Below are 15513 nucleotides of genomic sequence, written 5' to 3'. Positions count from 1 at the left end.
CTCTGTTCAGGCGTAAGGCAGCCTGCGAGAAAAACACGAATTGTGGAAGTGGGAGCAGGGGACAGAAGGTCTGCCCCCCGCTGGGAAGGTTGCCTCAGTACCCTGCGGCTTCCATCTCTTCTGCTGTGAAGGCCTGCGCTTTGGCAAGCGCCTCATCCACTGTTTGCTGCCCGGCATAAACGGCCGAGAATTCCTGACTTACCTGTGTGGCAATCCCTGCAAATTCCGGAATGGCCACGAACTGTACACCGGTATAGGGCGTCGGCTGCACACAGCAATTCTGCGGGTCAGCCATCAGGATCGATTCCAGAGTCATTTTTGCGAATGGAACTTCCTTATAGTTGTCATTCTCGTAAAGCGAGGTCCGCGCGCCCGGAGGCACATTGGCCCAACCTTCGTTTTCAGCCACCAGCTCGATGTAGTCTTTCGAGGTTGCCCATTCGATGAACTGCTTGGCTGCATCTTCTTGCTGAGTTCCCGCCGGGATCGCCAGCGCCCAAGCCCAAAGCCAATTGGCGCGCTTGTCGACGCCTTCCGAATTTGGTGCAAGTGCGAAGCCAACCTTGTCAGCTACGGTTGAGTCGTCCGGATTTGTCACAAAAGATGCGGCGACGGTGGCGTCAATCCACATACCGCACTTGCCTTGCTGGAACAAAGACAGGTTCTCGTTGAAACCGTTTGTTGCATAGCCAGCCGGGCCGGATTCACTCATCATGTCGACGAAGAACGTCAGCGCCTCTTTCCACTCGGGCTGATCGAACTGCGGCTTCCAGTTTTCATCGAACCAGCGCGCACCGAAAGAATTGCCGGTTACGGTGATAAAGGCACCACCTTCACCCCAGCCCGCCTTGCCGCGCAGGCAGATGCCGTTGATGTCGTTGTCGCGGTCGGTCATGGCAGCCGCAGCTTCACGGATGAATTGCCATGTGGGTGCTTCGGGCATTTCCAGACCGGCCTTTTCCATCAGGTCGGTGCGGTACATGATCATCGAGCTTTCGCCATAAAACGGCGCAGCGTAAAGCGTGCCATCATGGCTCAACCCGCCTGCCATCGCAGGTAGCAGATCACCAACATCATATTCATCGGACAAACCGTCCAGCGGTACCAGCCAGCCGTTCGCACCCCAGATCGGGGTTTCGTACATGCCGATGGTCATGATGTCGAACTGACCGCCTTTGGTGGTGATGTCGGTCGTGACGCGCTGACGCAAAACGTTTTCTTCCAACGTCACCCATTCAACATCAATGCCGGTCGCATTGGTAAAGTTGTCTGTGTAGCCCTGCATTCGGATCATGTCGCCATTGTTGACGGTCGCGATCGTGATGGTTTCCGCTTGGGCTGCTGCCGTAGCGACGAAAGTCAACGCAGTCGCCGCACGAAGTGCGTTCTTCAAATACATCCCTGTCCTCCCTGAGCTTGGATGCTGTACAGAGACCCTAGTTTAAAAATTGTCGCGGCGTCAATAATAACTTTACGCGCGTTAAGTTTTAATTCACGCAGATTCTCTTAAGACAAGCCGTGCCGGAAACAGAGTTTCCGTCCGATCATCAAATTTTCCCCCGCTTTCAATGAGTTCAAACAAGGTGTCCACACTGCATCCTGCCACGTTGTCATAATCATGCGCAGCTGTTGTCAGCGATGGGCACGTAAATTTTGCAAAAGGGTGGTCGTCATTTGATGCGACACGGAGTGAGCATTCTTCCGTTCGCCCAACCCGAATCCCCTGCTCATAACAGGCAGCCAGAAATCCGATCGCAAGGCGGTCATTGCTGCACAAAACCGAATTCGTCCTGAGAGCGCCTTTCTCCAACACCCTCAAAGCACCTTGATGCCCGATCTCTTCAAACGCCCAGCCTTCACCATCGATTTTAATGACATGGGGCTCGAACCCCAGACGTTCCATAACCTCAATATATGCCTTGCGTCGCTTGTTGGCGTTTGGGTTTGCTGGCGTGCGCATTTCAAAGAAAGACGGAGGTTCACCCGTCCGGGTCATGTATTCCACGGTTTGGGACACAAAACTGAAATTGTCCGATCCAATAAATGCGGCGCCCAACCCTTCAAGGTTGCTGTCAAACAGAACCGTCGGCACCTCGGCGCAAAACTTCTCGATGTGAGCGCGGTCCGAGGCACGCCCTAATGGGGCAAACAGCACGCCCGCCGGTTTCAGAGAGCGCAAACTATCGAGAATTTCGTTCTCCAGCTTCTGTTCACCATGCGAGCTGAAAAGAGATGGACGATACCCGGCGGCAATACAGCTCTGCTCAAGGTATCTGGCCATCTCGGCAAAAAAAGGATCGGCTAGATAGGGAACAACGATGCCGATATTCTTGGTCAGCTTTCGGTTCTGGTTCACCGCATAGATATTTGGACGGTAATCGAACTTTTCCAATGCTTCTTCGATACGCGCCCGCGTAGAGGAACGAACGCTTTCCGGGTCGTGGAAATATTTGGAAACCGTTGGCCGAGAAATCCCGCTCAGGGCCGCGAACTCCTCCATATTTCTTATTTTTACCATACCTACCCGCTTGCGGAACTCTTTTGCTTTGACCTTACATTTTCTTTACGCGCGACAATAAATCAATAGGCAGCCGTATCCGCGCGAATGGCCAGATGCGTGACACCAACGCCGACAGGCGAAAACCTCCTGATCACGTCGCGAAGTTCTGGACTTGAGCCCAATATACCGACCCCCAGCGCGGCCATCCTGGCGCTCATTTCTGTTCAGACGCATTTTGCTCGTGCGCAGTGCCTGCTGCGACGTCCTTGTAGTCGTCCTGAACGCCGTAAGAAGCGAAACCGGATAGCGTTTCGGAAATCTGTTCATCGGTCAGGATCACCGGACCGAGGGTCAGGGAAAGGTAATATTGACGGGCAATGGTTTCCAGCTCGACTGCGCGCCATATGGCCTTGTCCAGGTCCTCTCCCATGGCAATGGACCCATGATTTCCAAGCAGACAGGCGGTTCGATCTTGCAGCGCTTCGATCGCCAGCTCCGACAGCTCGGGCGTTCCAAAGCGCGCATAGGGTGCGCAGCGAACATTGGGACCGCCGAAGGCCGCGACCATGTAATGCGCTGCCGGGATTTCTTTGTGTGCAATCGCCAGCGCCGTGCAATAGATCGGATGTGCATGGACCACCGCGCCCATATCGGGGCGGGTCTTGAGGATGTCGAAGTGAAACCGCCATTCGGTCGAAGGTTTGAGCGGGCCATACCAGGTCCCAAACTCTCCATCAAATGGCATTGAGACGATCATCTCGGGGGTCAGCTTGTCATATGGCGTCGCCGAAGGTGTGATCAGCATCCGGTTCTCGTATCGGGCCGAGATATTGCCGGATGTGCCCTGGCTAAGACCACTGGAATTCAGAAAAAGGCATTTCTCGATAATCGCCTCACGGATTCTGCGTTCCTTGTCATCCATCTTGTGCTCCTGTCCTAGCGCCACCCGGCGGAATGGACCAGCCTTAGTTATCAGAGGTCGCACCATCAGGCGACAAGCCCAACCTCGCAATTGCATTGTCCAAAGCCAACCCGAAAACCTGCGCCTGAGGTGACAGGACCTGGTCAGGCCGACGCATCAGCCCAACGGGCCCGCGTGTGATTGACGTATCAAACGGCAGCGCCACAAGGTGGCCATCGCTGATTTCATTGGCGACCACCCCCGCCGAGATGATCCAGATCGCATCGGTCTGCCGGGTATACACCCGCCCGAAAGCACCCGAGACAGTTTCCAGACGATCTTCGATTTCACCAATCCCGTGCGCGATCATGAGGCGATCCACCAAGGGCCGAATTGCCGATCCTTCAGGCGGGTAAAGCACTTGCCACTCGGTAATCCGCCTGAGATCGGGGGCTTTCAGCAGCGGGTGATCCGCGCGCACGACAAAGACGACCTTCTCCTCGTAAAGCTGGGTAAAGGAAATGCCCTGCATGGTTTCAGGGCGACCCAAACGCCCGATAACAAGCTCCAGGTCGCCCAGTCGAAGACGCTCCATCAAATGGCCATGTGGACCGTCGAAAACGCTCAGTCGGGCATTGCCCGCAAGTTCGGAAAACTCGGTAGCAACGGCTGGCATCAAACGGGCCGCAACCGAAGGCAGCACCCCGACCCGAAGGCTGGCCCTGCCCCGCGCCTCGATCTGTTCCACACCAGAAAAACCTTGCTGCAAAGCGGCCAGTGACATTTCGGCAAAATGCAGAAACACTTCGCCCTGCCGCGTCAGAGAAACACCGGACCGGTTACGGGACAACAGCACAGTGCCCAGAATATCCTCAAGCTCCTTAAGTGTCTTGGATATCGCCGGTTGCGTGAGAAACAGCTTCTCTGCCGCAACTTTCAGGCTTTTCTCGCGACATATCTCAATAAAACATTGAATATGCCTAACTTTGATGCGGCGATCTATCATTACTTTCCAATTCCGGCAACTAAGTCCAAGCAGAACTCATTTTACATATCGAGATATGGCGTTCAATTATTAGATACGCGAAATCAGGAGAGCCAACATGCGCGTTCAGGTCGCGATCATCGGCGGTGGACCCTCAGGTCTTTTGCTCAGCCAGTTGTTGCACCGCAAGGGCATAGACACCATCGTATTAGAGCGCAAAACCAGGGAATATGTTCTGGGCCGCATTCGCGCTGGTATTCTGGAAACCGGTTTTGTGGAACTGATGCGCGAAGCCGGTGTGGCAGAGCGGATGGACAAGGAATGCTTTGTCCATGACGGCACAGTGATCTCGTATGGCGATATCGAATTCGGCATCAACTTTAAAAAGCTGACAGGCAGTCATGTGGTTGTTTACGGACAAACTGAAGTAACCCGTGACCTGTATGATGCGCGCGAGGCAATGGGCGGTAAGATCGTTTTCAACGCCGATGATGTTCAGATTCACGGGGCTGACAGCGATGCACCCTATGTGACGTATCAAGCGGATGGGACCGGACACCGGATTGATTGCGATTTTGTCGCCGGTTGCGACGGATTTCATGGGGTGTCGCGTCAAACCATCCCGCTGACCGTGCGCCGGGAATATGAAAAGGTCTATCCGTTTGGCTGGCTGGGCGTTTTGTCCGAAACACCCCCGGTCCATAACGAACTGATATATGCCGGATCGGAACGCGGTTTTGCGCTTTGTTCCATGCGCAATGAGAACCTCAGCCGATACTACATTCAATGCTCGCTGTCTGACAGTGCCGATGACTGGACTGATCAAGCCTTCTGGCAGGAGCTGAAACGCAGGATCCCCGCGCAATATGCTGAGACACTGATTACCGGGCCATCGGTCGAAAAATCAATTGCGGCGCTGCGGTCTTTCGTGACCGAACCAATGCGCTGGGGCCGTTTGTTCCTGTGTGGGGATGCCGCGCATATCGTGCCCCCCACAGGGGCCAAGGGGCTTAACACGGCGGCAAGCGACATCCACTATCTGCACAACGCACTGCTGCAATTCTATGAAGACCGCGACAGCGAAGGCATCGACCGCTATTCCGAAAAAGCGCTGGCCCGGATCTGGAAGGCCGAGCGGTTCAGCTGGTCCACGACCAATCTGTTGCACCGTTTTCCGGAACAGAACGGCTTTGACCTGAAAATGCAGAAGGCTGACATTGATTTCCTGTGCGAAAACAAAGAGGCCCAATCGGTGTTTGCACAAAACTACGTCGGGCTGCCCTACTGATGCAGATTGCGGCGCTGGATAACATTCACCTGCATTGGCGTGAGGATGGCGATCCAGATGGCACGCCTGTGGTGTTTGCCAACTCGCTGGGAACTGACCTGCGCCTTTGGGACAAGGTTTTGCCGTTGCTGCCCAAGGGGCTGCGCCTGATCCGGTTCGATCTGCGTGGTCACGGCCTGTCGGAATGCCCTCAGGCGCTTTACAGCATGGCTGGGCTGGCGGATGACGCCGAGGCTTTGCTTGACCATATCGGGGTTCGCGACACGGTGTTTGTCGGCCTGTCTATTGGCGGCATGATCGGTCAGGCGCTGGCTTCGCGCAGACCGGACCAGATCCGCGCCCTTGTTCTGTCTAACACCGCCACGAAAATGGGGACGGCGCAGATGTGGCGTGACCGGATGGGCGCGATCCGGTCATCCGGCATCGAGCCTGTGGCAGACGCAATTCTGGACCGTTGGTTTGCGGCGGGTTTCAGGGCAACCGATAGCGTGCTGCTTTGGCGCAACATGCTGGTACGTACACCTGTTTCTGGGTACCTGGAATGCTGCAACGCGATTGCAGATGCTGAACTTGAACCCATGACCCGGGCGCTGCGATTGCCGGTTCTGGCCGTTGCTGGATCAGATGACCGCGCCTGCCCGCCCGAACTGGTCCGGCAGACCTGTGCTATGATCCCCGGGGCGCGCTATGCCGAAATACCCAACACCGGGCACCTGCCATGTGTGGAAGCCCCCGCCATCTATGCTGAACACTTGTCCGCCTTCCTGATGGAGAACCGCAATGAGTGACAAATACGAGTCCGGTATGCGAGTGCGGCGCAGAATTTTGGGCGATGCCCATGTGGATCGCGCCGAAGACGCCAAGTCTGATTTGGACGGTCCATTTCAGACGCTGATCACCGAAGGCGCGTGGGGCACCGTCTGGGCCTCGGACGGGATCAGCGACCGTGAGAGATCCATGCTGACGCTGGCTTTGCTGGCTGCGTTGGGCAATTTCGAAGAAATCCCGATGCACATCCGCGCCACAGCCCGTACCGGCGCCAGCAAGCAGGATGTACTTGAAGCGTTTCAGCACGTCGCAATTTACGCGGGCGTGCCACGCGCCAATCAGGCCCTCAAACTGGCAAAACAGACCTATGATGAAATGGAACAGGACTGAATGGGAAACGCGTAGGAACCCCAGTCAGACAAAAAGGAAGTGTGATCCGACAATGTTGAAACAAGGTGAATTCTACCAGCGTGACCGCGAGTGGCACCCACCTGCGCTGACACCCGACTACAAGACCAGCGTGACCCGTTCACCGCAATATTCGCTGATCTCGCTGCAAAATTCGATCAGTGAGGTCACCGGCCCGGTTTTTGGCCACAACGATGTTGACCCTCTGGATAACGACCTGATCTCGAACTATGCGCAACCCGGCGAAAGCCCGATTGGCGAGCGCATCATTCTGCACGGCAGGGTGCTGGATGAAAACGGACGTCCGGTGCCAAACACGCTGGTGGAAATCTGGCAGGCGAATGCGGGTGGGCGCTATCGACACAAGAAAGATACCTATCTGGCACCGATCGATCCCAATTTCGGTGGTTGCGGCCGCACCCTGACAGATGAAAACGGTTATTATTTCTTCCGCACCGTGAAACCCGGTGCCTACCCCTGGCGCAATTGGGTGAACAGCTGGCGTCCCGCCCATATCCACATGTCGATATTCGGAACAGGCTTTGCACAGCGCCTGATCACACAATGCTATTTCGAAGGTGACCCGCTGATCGACAGGTGCCCGATCGTGAAAACTATTCCTGACGCCGATGCGATCAGCCGCCTGATTTCGCGGCTCGATATGAATTCAACGATCCCTCTGGATACCATCGCCTATAAATTCGACGTGGTCTTGCGCGGTCGGCGCTCGACCCTGTTTGAAAACCGTTTGGAGGGGAACTGAAGATGCAACAGCTGAATTATCTGAAGGAAACCCCCTCGCAAACAGCCGGGCCTTACGTCCATATCGGTCTGGCGCCCGGGGCTGCCGGATTTGAGATCTACAGGCAGGAATTGGGCTGGGACATAGCCGGACCAAATGCCGAGGGTGAGCGTATCAGGGTCGAAGGACTGGTCGTGGACGGGGCACGATCTCCCATCAAGGATGTTCTGCTTGAGGCTTGGCAAGCAAATGCCAAGGGCGTTTATGCCCATCCTGAGGGCGGCGGCGATGTCGAAGACGGCTTTCGCGGCTGGGGACGCGTCATTACCAATTTTGAAACCGGCGAATGGGCGTTCGACACTGTCAAACCCGGTCCGACACCGGGACGAAACGTGGGCCAGCAAGCGCCTCATATAAACCTCTGGGTCGTTGCCCGGGGCATCAATGTTGGTCTGAATACGCGTATCTATTTCGAGGACGAGGAAGAGGCCAACAGCAAGGACCCGGTCCTTAATCTCATTGAATGGGAACGCCGCCGCGCAACGCTGCTGGCCAAACGCACCAATCGGGACGGTCAAGTTGTCTATCGCTTCGATATCAAGATACAAGGCGAAGATGAGACCGTCTTTTTTGATATCTGATTACTTGGTGCTGCCTTGCCAAGGCGGCACTTAATTCAGGAAGTCACCATGACCAAACCCTGCATCATTTGCGTGGCCATCACTGGTTCCCTGCCCACCAAAAAGAACAACCCCGCGGTGCCGATCTCGGTTGCGGAACAGGTCGAAAGCACGCAAGAGGCGTTCGAGGCAGGGGCCAGCATTGTCCACGCCCATGTTCGCAACGATGATCAGACACCCAGCAGCGACCCCGAGAAATTCGCCCTCCTCAAAGAGGGTTTGCAAAAACACTGCCCCGGAATGATTATCCAGTTCTCTACCGGTGGGCGGTCAGGCGCCGGTCAGGCAAGGGGCGGAATGCTGCCCCTGTCACCTGACATGGCTTCGCTGTCGGTTGGGTCGAACAACTTTCCCACCCGGGTTTATGAAAATCCGCCGGATCTGGTGGGCTGGCTGTCAGCCGAGATGCAAAAATACAAAGTCACACCCGAGATCGAGGCGTTTGACCTGTCCCACATCCTGCAAGCGATCAGATTGCACAAGGAAGGCAAGCTGTATGGCAAGCTGTATGTTCAATTTGTCATGGGTGTCAAAAACGCGATGCCGGTCGACAGGGCCGTGTTCGACTTCTACGTAAAATCCATGCAGGATCGCGCACCGGATGCCGAATGGTGTGCCGCCGGGATCGGTCCAAACCAGATTGTGGTAAATGATTGGGCCATTGCTGCGGGCGGACACACGCGGACAGGTTTGGAAGACAATGTCCGGCTGGATAGGAATACACTAGCGCCTTCGAACGCTGCGCTGGTCAATCGCGTGACCGAGCTATGCGCAAAGCACGAACGTCCGGTCGCCACCTGGCAACAGGCCCGCGAGATTTTGGCTCTTTGAGCGCAGGTAGGAATGGTGCCATGACGATTGATATCCGCTCGCTTCATTTCAAAGGCCACACATAGGATGGAACAGCTTTCCACTCATCCCTGGCTCAGCGGGCTGTTTGAGGACCCACAGACCTCAGAGTTGCTGGGTGCAGAGGCTCAGCTGAGACACATGCTGGCCGTCGAGGCCGCATATTCAGAGGCTTTGGCGGCGGTCGGCACCGTACCACCAGAGGAGGCGGAAACCGCGGCAGAACTTATCCGACAACACCGTCCCGACATGCAGGCGCTGCGCGACGGGACGGCATTGGATGGCGTTGTGGTGCCCGCGCTGGTGCGGTCGCTCAAAGCGGCATTGCCTGAACATTGCCACGTCGCGCTGCATAAGGGGATGACGTCGCAGGATGTTGTCGACACCGCTCTGGTTTTGTCAATCAAGGACATTCTGGAGGTGTTTTCGGCCCGTCTTTCAGACCTGATAGATGCGCTTGTGGCGTTGGAACAGGCATATGGCGAACACGTGATGATGGGACGAACCCGAATGCAGGCGGCATTGCAGATTTCTGTTGCCACGCGCCTGCGAAACTGGCGGTTGCCATTGGCCGATCACCAGAAACGCCTGACCCAGTTGCAGCCCAGATTGCTTGTGCTGCAACTTGGCGGTGCCGTTGGGGATCGCACCGCGATGCACGGATCCGGACAGGTAATCGCAGATCATGTAGCCCGTGGGCTTGGCCTGGCCAGCTGCGATGCAAACTGGCATACCCGCCGGGACAATCTTGCAGAATTTGCCTCATGGCTTTCATTGATAACCGGATCGCTGGGAAAGATCGGTCAGGACGTGTCGCTCATGGCCCAGCAGGGGGTGGACGAGGTTTCTCTGGCAGGTGGCGGTGGATCTTCGGCGATGCCTCACAAGCGCAACCCGGTCCGCGCGGAACTGCTGGTCGCACTTGCTCGTTTCAACGCAACCCAACTGTCGGGCATGCATCAGGCGCTGGTGCACGAGCAAGAACGTTCCGGCGTTGCCTGGACGCTGGAATGGATGATCCTGCCCCAGATGATCCTGGCAACGGGGCAGGCTCTGATCAGCTGTGGTACGTTAGTGCAACAGATCGAACGGATAGGCATGGTGGAGTGACTGCACTGGCCTCTGAGCCCGACGTTACTCAGGTGCGACGCTGACTTGGCGTCGCAGGTTCTGTCACTTGTTTCCCATCGTGTTTCCTCCGTTTTCCCAATCACAACGACGGGCCACTTCAGTAGCGAAGGATCAGTGTCGGTGCGGGCAACCATAAGTCATCGAACAATCGAGAACAGGCAGCGTTCCCGATCAAGGCGATGGCCGAGGATCGCCCTGTCGATCTGTCGCTGGCTTATTTCACGGCCAAGGAAGTCAGCCTACGTTGGACGGAACATATCGGAATTTCGTTGAAGCGGATATCAGGACAGTTGCCATTTTGGAGTGCCGGAGTATGTCAGATGTCGCCGACAATATTGATGCGGCCCACGCGTTATGCAAGCGACGCAATCCCGCCACTCCACACAGCTTTGTGGTAAACAATAGGAAAAAACGTCCGTTCCCAAAGGCCAATCACTCATCAAAAGCTTGAAACTGATCTGCGGCGATTACTGTCTTTGCCCGACCTATGACGCCTTCAAATTTTGGCGCAGGCTTCCGCTCGGTTATCAGGAAGTCACTTGCCGAAAGAGCCGGAAGACGCAAGGCCGGTTTGGGTTCGGATGCCTGGAACTTGGTCGAGTCCACTGCCATGAAACATCGTTCGCTGATCGCCTTCATTGCGACCGCAATATCGACTTCGCATTGTTCGAACACCAAAAAACCCTGTTTCGGATCCACACGTGACGCCGACAGGATTGAGTACTCCACCGACATATTTGCAATAACGTCAAAGGCCGCGCGGTCGAACGCTGCCCCGTCATGATTTCGAAGCTGTGTGCCTGCCATAAAGACCCGGTTGCCGTTCCCCATGGCCAAAGTTGTTGCGATGAACGCTGAATTCGTCACCACGGTAAGATCTCTGCGCGCCTTGAGGGCTTGGGCCACAAAACCCGACGTAGATCCCGTATCGATAGCAATGGACGCGTTATCTGGCACAAGGTTCAATATTGACTTGGCAATGGCGACTTTCGCTGCGCGGTTGGTTGTCATACGCGCGATGAAAGGGGGATCCAGAACCTTTTGGGTGCTGATCAACGCGCCGTGAACCTTGTCGATTTGCCCCGCATCCACCAACGGCTTTACAATTCGACGAATTGTCTGATCGGAAACGTTAAGCCTCTGCGCCAGGTCCATGACCGAGATTCGGCCATGCATGTTAACCGCGCTCAGGATGTCCTTTTCGTATTTTGACATTCAGTCACTCGGATGTTGGACTTTAACAGGATAAATTGTAGCTACCCCCTTAAATCAACAGATTTCAACACTCTTGTTTAATTTTTGTTGATTTATATTGGCCGATACGGTGATCTGGCACCCAATTTGTCGACAGGGGCGAGGCCATGACAACCCATTCTGCAAAACACCTTATTATTGGCGGCGGCATCATCGGATGCTCAATCGCTTATCATCTGGCCCAGGCAGGTGAGACGGATGTCGTCCTTCTGGAAAAGGCATCTCTGACAGAGGGGGCAACGTGGCATGCCGCCGGGCTGGTTGGGCAATTGCGATCTTCCCGCAATACAACCCGGATGCTGAAACGGTCAGTCGCGCTCTACGACCGGCTGGCTGACGAGACCGGTATGGAATTCGACTGGAAGAAAGTCGGCAGCTTGCGGCTGGCGGCAACCAAGGAACGGTTACTGGAGGCAAAACGTCTGGCGACGATGGCACGCAGTTTTGACCTGGAGATGGAAATCATCTCACCAGCCGAAGCGACGGCCCTGTTTCCCTATATCGATGCCGACGGGTTAGAGGGGGCCGCCTTTATTCCCTCGGACGGTCATGTCGACCCCGCTGGCCTGTGTCTGGCGATTGCAGCCGGTGCGCGTAACCACGGCGCACAAATCAGGCAGGGGGTGAAGGTTGAGGATTTCGAAATCCGCAATGGTCGCATAACCAAAGTGATGACAACCAACGGCGACTATGAGGCGGAAACCGTTGTGCTGGCCTCGGGCATGTGGAGCCGTGAACTGGCGGCAAAACTGGGCGTCGTGGTGCCAGCCTGCGCTGTCGAGCACCAATATGTCGTAACAGAACCGTTGCCAGAGCCGGAATTGGTCAAGGGCCTGCCCACACTGCGCGACCCCGAGCGTCTGGTCTATTACAAGCCCGATGCTGGCGGGCGTCTGGTCATCGGAGGTTACGAAGACGACACATTGCCATTTGGAGAACAGGGTATTCCCGGAGAGTTTGTGCGCCAGTTGCTGCCTGACAATCTTGACCGTTTCGCGCCGCTGGCTGAACTTGCCGGTGTCGTCACCCCTGTCGTGAACCAGGTCGGAATCCGGCAAATCATCAATGGACCGATCCCCTATTCCGCCGATGGTGATTTTGTCATGGGCTGGGCCCCTGAGATCAAGAACCTGATGCTTTCGACCGGGTTCCTCTACGGCATTGCGGCTGGCGGGGGCGCGGGGGAAATGATCGCCGAATGGATTCTGAACGGGCGCCCAAGCCTGGATCTTTGGCCATTGGACGTGCGGCGGTTCAGCCCACATCATGCGACCAAGGCCTTTATGTATCCCCGAGCCGTCGAACATTACGCACATCACTACAAGATGCGCTATCCGGGCCAGGAGGCCGAGACCGCACGTAATTTGCGCTTGTCTCCACTATATAACCGATTGAAAGAACACGGGGCGGTTTATGGATCGAAGAACGGGTGGGAACGGCCTTTGTGGTTTGCCCCAGCTGGGGTCGCCCCAGTGGATCAACTCGATTTCCTCAATCCCGGTTGGCATGTCTTCGCGGCCGAAGAACACCGCGCTGCCCGCGAAAGTGTCGTTCTGATCGACCAGTCGAGCTTTTCCAAGTTCGAGCTGATCGGCTCTGGCGCGTTGGATGTGTTGCAACACCTGGCGGTCTCAAACATGGACAAGCCGGATGGCAGCGTAATCTATACCCAACTTTGTAACGACAAAGGCGGCGTCGAGGCGGATGTCACCATCACCCGCCTGGGGCGCGACCATTTCTATATCGTGACCGGCGCTGGATTCGGGGTTCACGATTCCGACTGGATTCGACGTCATCTGCCGGAAGACGGATCAGCACATTTAATCGAGGTTACCTCTTCCCGGGCCGTGATCAACATCTGCGGACCAAAAGCGCGCGACGTCCTGCAGGCGGTAACCGAAGAGGATATCTCAAACGCTGCGTTTCCCTTTGCAACAGCGCGCGACATTACAGTCGGAGCAGCAAGAGTGCGTGCGGTGCGCATAGGCTATACCGGCGAGTTGGGCTGGGAACTGCACATCCCAACCGAATTTGCACTTCATGTCTATGATCAGCTTTGGAAGGTCGGGCAGGCCCATGGCATCCGCGATATCGGCTACCGGGCCATTGACTCGCTGCGCCTGGAAAAGGGGTATCTTTATTGGAGCACCGACATCACTCCGGACTATACACCTGTAGAAGCGGGCCTGGGCTCTCGCGTCCACCTGAAATCGAAGGAAAGTTTCATAGGGCGCGATGTGCTGGAGGACCAGAAATCCAATGGCACGGCACAGATACTCTGTACCTTCGTGACCGAAGAAAAACTGCCGATGACCGGGGGGGAAACCATCCTGCACAATGGCGTAACCGTTTCGCGCGCCAGCAGCGGTGGTTATGGGTACCATGTCGGGAAAACGATCATCTACGGCTATCTTCCGGTGGCGATGACGGACCAGACGGAATTCGAACTCGAACTGTTCGGTGACCGCAAACAAATCTGCCGGGTGGACGGGCCTCTGTTCGACCCGGCCAATGAACGGCTAAAAGCCTGAGGGGGAAGGCAGAAAATGACTGACGGAAACACTGACCGTGTCCTGAGTGAACTTCGCAACCTGAAAGGCTTTGAAGACACCTCAGCACAAAACAGCGAAATCAAGCGGCTGGGTGGGTTGACCAACCTGGTCTACAGAGTGGAAACCTGCGGACACACCATGATCGTTCGCATCCCCGGAGACGGCACCGCGGATTATATCGATCGTGGCGTTGAGATTCACAATGCCAAGGTCGCAGCCGAAGCTGGTATCGGTCCCGCTGTGCTTTGGGCGGATGCAGATACCGGTGTGATGATCAGTGACTGCATCGACGATATCGTCACCATGACACCCGAGCTTTTCGCAACGCGCACCGGAGCGGCTGCGCGTGCCGGGCATGCCCTGCGGCAACTACACGAGTCACCCCGCCCTTTCGAATTCCGGTTCGAACTTTTTTCGATGATCGATGAATATCTTAAAGTCCTGGCAACAAAGGATATTTCCCTGCCCGAAGGCTATACTGAAATCGTCGCCGAAGCGGCGCCGATCAAACAGCTGCTGCAAGACAAGCCGGGCGCGCTGGTTCCCAGCCATTGCGATCCGCTTTGCGAGAACTTTCTCGACAACGGTGACCGTATGTGGATCGTGGATTTCGAATATTCCGGGATGAATGATGCTCTTTGGGACCTCGGCGATTTATCAGTCGAAGCCGGGCTGACCGAGAAGCAGGAAATCGAGATGCTGACGTCCTATTTTGGCGCGGCACCAACAGCGGCTCAATTCGGGCGAATGGTGATCTACAAGGCGATGTGCGATCTTCTGTGGACACTCTGGGGCTTGATCCAACATGCCGATGATAACCCGGCCGAAGATTTCTGGGCCTATGCTACGGGTCGCTTCGACAGGTGCAAGGCACTGATGTTCAATCCTGCTTTCGCAGCCCATGTTCAGGCAGTTGCGAACGAATAGTGCAGATGGATAAGTTGCAATCTCTTGATGAATGACTGGCATGTGGAAATGAAAAATGGTTCGGACAAATGGGATTCGAACTGGTTTCACGGTAGGCTCTTTGAGGGGCCGCAACGTCCCCAAAACGGCGGTTAAAATGCTGTGCTGTTCTACCTGAGGCACAGTTTCCTGTCGTGATCGAACAGATATCATAGCTGAATGCGGTCCGAGAGTTGATTTGGCGACCTCAACACACGGGTTGCGATTATTCACCGTTGGTCTTCGCACGGGGCACATTTGAAGGAACGCTAAGTGCAGAATTCCTGGCGCTTGGGCGAAACGTATATCAACACAACAGGTACTCGGGCGTTTCTACGCCCATTCTTGAATGAAGGCGTCAAAATCACTGATTTCCTTCTGTGCGCGCAGTGAAGTAAGTCGACTGCAACAAGGTCCCTTGAGCCTCCCCAACTGAACTGGTCCACCGCTATGTTTAGGAAACGGAGGACCACGAATGGCAAACAAGCGACCGAAGCCCGAAGAGATTGT

15 protein-coding genes are annotated in these 15513 nt (G+C 55.7%); 9 read left to right on the top strand and 6 right to left on the bottom strand.

The window, feature by feature from the left end; translation table 11 throughout:
• Positions 1–94: 94 nt before the first annotated feature.
• From ACR0M3_RS17970 to pcaQ, 5 genes are all read right to left on the bottom strand, one after another.
• On the bottom strand, positions 95–1399 hold the full coding sequence (locus tag ACR0M3_RS17970) for an ABC transporter substrate-binding protein (protein ID WP_209506823.1): 1305 nt from the start codon (positions 1397–1399) through the stop codon (positions 95–97).
• Between the two features lie 93 nt (positions 1400–1492).
• Entirely contained in the window at positions 1493–2518 is a 1026-nt protein-coding gene (locus ACR0M3_RS17965; RefSeq protein ID WP_480911949.1) for a LacI family DNA-binding transcriptional regulator, read from the bottom strand.
• 62 nt (positions 2519–2580) lie between these two features.
• Positions 2581–2718 (bottom strand): hypothetical protein, encoded by a 138-nt coding sequence (locus ACR0M3_RS17960; RefSeq protein ID WP_480900992.1) that lies wholly within the window; start codon positions 2716–2718, stop codon positions 2581–2583.
• Entirely contained in the window at positions 2715–3422 is a 708-nt protein-coding gene (locus ACR0M3_RS17955; RefSeq protein ID WP_480774346.1) for a class II aldolase/adducin family protein, read from the bottom strand. The genes ACR0M3_RS17960 and ACR0M3_RS17955 overlap by 4 nt, the downstream gene beginning before the upstream one ends.
• 43 nt (positions 3423–3465) lie before the next feature.
• A complete protein-coding gene (pcaQ, locus tag ACR0M3_RS17950; RefSeq protein WP_480488809.1) occupies positions 3466–4407 on the bottom strand; it encodes a pca operon transcription factor PcaQ in 942 nt (313 codons plus the stop codon).
• A 97-nt stretch (positions 4408–4504) separates the two neighbouring features.
• On the opposite strand from pcaQ, the gene pobA reads away from it, so the two are divergent.
• From pobA to ACR0M3_RS17915, 7 genes are all read left to right on the top strand, one after another.
• A complete protein-coding gene (gene pobA, locus ACR0M3_RS17945; RefSeq protein WP_480547488.1) occupies positions 4505–5674 on the top strand; it encodes a 4-hydroxybenzoate 3-monooxygenase in 1170 nt (389 codons plus the stop codon).
• On the top strand, positions 5674–6462 hold the full coding sequence (pcaD, locus tag ACR0M3_RS17940; RefSeq protein ID WP_480911946.1) for a 3-oxoadipate enol-lactonase: 789 nt from the start codon (positions 5674–5676) through the stop codon (positions 6460–6462). Before pobA ends, pcaD begins: the two co-directional genes overlap by 1 nt.
• A complete protein-coding gene (pcaC, locus tag ACR0M3_RS17935) occupies positions 6455–6832 on the top strand; it encodes a 4-carboxymuconolactone decarboxylase (RefSeq protein ID WP_480488803.1) in 378 nt (125 codons plus the stop codon). Before pcaD ends, pcaC begins: the two co-directional genes overlap by 8 nt.
• Positions 6833–6884: 52 nt before the next feature.
• A complete protein-coding gene (gene pcaH / locus ACR0M3_RS17930) occupies positions 6885–7613 on the top strand; it encodes a protocatechuate 3,4-dioxygenase subunit beta (protein ID WP_480560454.1) in 729 nt (242 codons plus the stop codon).
• A gap of 2 nt (positions 7614–7615) precedes the next feature.
• Positions 7616–8233 carry a protocatechuate 3,4-dioxygenase subunit alpha gene (gene pcaG / locus ACR0M3_RS17925; RefSeq protein WP_480911943.1) on the top strand — a complete coding sequence of 206 codons (618 nt, stop codon included), beginning with the start codon at positions 7616–7618 and terminating at the stop codon, positions 8231–8233.
• A gap of 48 nt (positions 8234–8281) precedes the next feature.
• Positions 8282–9103 (top strand): 3-oxoadipate:acetyl-CoA acetyltransferase, encoded by an 822-nt coding sequence (locus ACR0M3_RS17920; RefSeq protein WP_480911941.1) that lies wholly within the window; start codon positions 8282–8284, stop codon positions 9101–9103.
• Positions 9104–9169: 66 nt separating this feature from the next.
• Positions 9170–10231 carry a 3-carboxy-cis,cis-muconate cycloisomerase gene (locus ACR0M3_RS17915; RefSeq protein WP_480911939.1) on the top strand — a complete coding sequence of 354 codons (1062 nt, stop codon included), beginning with the start codon at positions 9170–9172 and terminating at the stop codon, positions 10229–10231.
• Between the two features lie 453 nt (positions 10232–10684).
• Here the strand turns inward: ACR0M3_RS17915 and ACR0M3_RS17910 are convergent, their stop codons facing one another.
• Positions 10685–11467 (bottom strand): DeoR/GlpR family DNA-binding transcription regulator, encoded by a 783-nt coding sequence (locus ACR0M3_RS17910; RefSeq protein WP_480488793.1) that lies wholly within the window; start codon positions 11465–11467, stop codon positions 10685–10687.
• Positions 11468–11613: 146 nt separating this feature from the next.
• Here ACR0M3_RS17910 and ACR0M3_RS17905 point away from each other — a divergent pair, with 146 nt between their 5' ends.
• Together ACR0M3_RS17905 and ACR0M3_RS17900 are read left to right on the top strand one after the other, a co-directional pair.
• Positions 11614–14037 (top strand): GcvT family protein, encoded by a 2424-nt coding sequence (locus tag ACR0M3_RS17905; RefSeq protein WP_480871471.1) that lies wholly within the window; start codon positions 11614–11616, stop codon positions 14035–14037.
• A gap of 15 nt (positions 14038–14052) precedes the next feature.
• Positions 14053–14985, top strand: coding sequence for a phosphotransferase (locus ACR0M3_RS17900; RefSeq protein WP_480484624.1), 933 nt, complete (start codon positions 14053–14055; stop codon positions 14983–14985).
• The last annotated feature ends 528 nt before the right edge of the window (positions 14986–15513 follow it).

The organism is Ruegeria sp. O5, assembly GCF_056535105.1.
The sequence above is the reverse complement of the archived record's forward strand: the minus strand, read 5'-3'. Positions and strand labels throughout refer to the sequence as shown.

What these genes read in the sequence shown, in the direction of transcription:
- pcaG (WP_480911943.1), top strand. Translation starts at nt 7,616, where the DNA reads ATGCAACAGCTGAATTATCTGAAGGAAACCCCCTCGCAAACAGCCGGG.
- ACR0M3_RS17970 (WP_209506823.1), bottom strand. Translation starts at nt 1,399, where the DNA reads ATGTATTTGAAGAACGCACTTCGTGCGGCGACTGCGTTGACTTTCGTC.
- pobA (WP_480547488.1), top strand. Translation starts at nt 4,505, where the DNA reads ATGCGCGTTCAGGTCGCGATCATCGGCGGTGGACCCTCAGGTCTTTTG.
- ACR0M3_RS17915 (WP_480911939.1), top strand. Translation starts at nt 9,170, where the DNA reads ATGGAACAGCTTTCCACTCATCCCTGGCTCAGCGGGCTGTTTGAGGAC.
- ACR0M3_RS17900 (WP_480484624.1), top strand. Translation starts at nt 14,053, where the DNA reads ATGACTGACGGAAACACTGACCGTGTCCTGAGTGAACTTCGCAACCTG.
- pcaH (WP_480560454.1), top strand. Translation starts at nt 6,885, where the DNA reads ATGTTGAAACAAGGTGAATTCTACCAGCGTGACCGCGAGTGGCACCCA.
- ACR0M3_RS17965 (WP_480911949.1), bottom strand. Translation starts at nt 2,518, where the DNA reads ATGGTAAAAATAAGAAATATGGAGGAGTTCGCGGCCCTGAGCGGGATT.
- ACR0M3_RS17905 (WP_480871471.1), top strand. Translation starts at nt 11,614, where the DNA reads ATGACAACCCATTCTGCAAAACACCTTATTATTGGCGGCGGCATCATC.
- pcaQ (WP_480488809.1), bottom strand. Translation starts at nt 4,407, where the DNA reads ATGATAGATCGCCGCATCAAAGTTAGGCATATTCAATGTTTTATTGAG.
- ACR0M3_RS17910 (WP_480488793.1), bottom strand. Translation starts at nt 11,467, where the DNA reads ATGTCAAAATACGAAAAGGACATCCTGAGCGCGGTTAACATGCATGGC.
- ACR0M3_RS17960 (WP_480900992.1), bottom strand. Translation starts at nt 2,718, where the DNA reads ATGAGCGCCAGGATGGCCGCGCTGGGGGTCGGTATATTGGGCTCAAGT.
- ACR0M3_RS17920 (WP_480911941.1), top strand. Translation starts at nt 8,282, where the DNA reads ATGACCAAACCCTGCATCATTTGCGTGGCCATCACTGGTTCCCTGCCC.
- ACR0M3_RS17955 (WP_480774346.1), bottom strand. Translation starts at nt 3,422, where the DNA reads ATGGATGACAAGGAACGCAGAATCCGTGAGGCGATTATCGAGAAATGC.
- pcaC (WP_480488803.1), top strand. Translation starts at nt 6,455, where the DNA reads ATGAGTGACAAATACGAGTCCGGTATGCGAGTGCGGCGCAGAATTTTG.
- pcaD (WP_480911946.1), top strand. Translation starts at nt 5,674, where the DNA reads ATGCAGATTGCGGCGCTGGATAACATTCACCTGCATTGGCGTGAGGAT.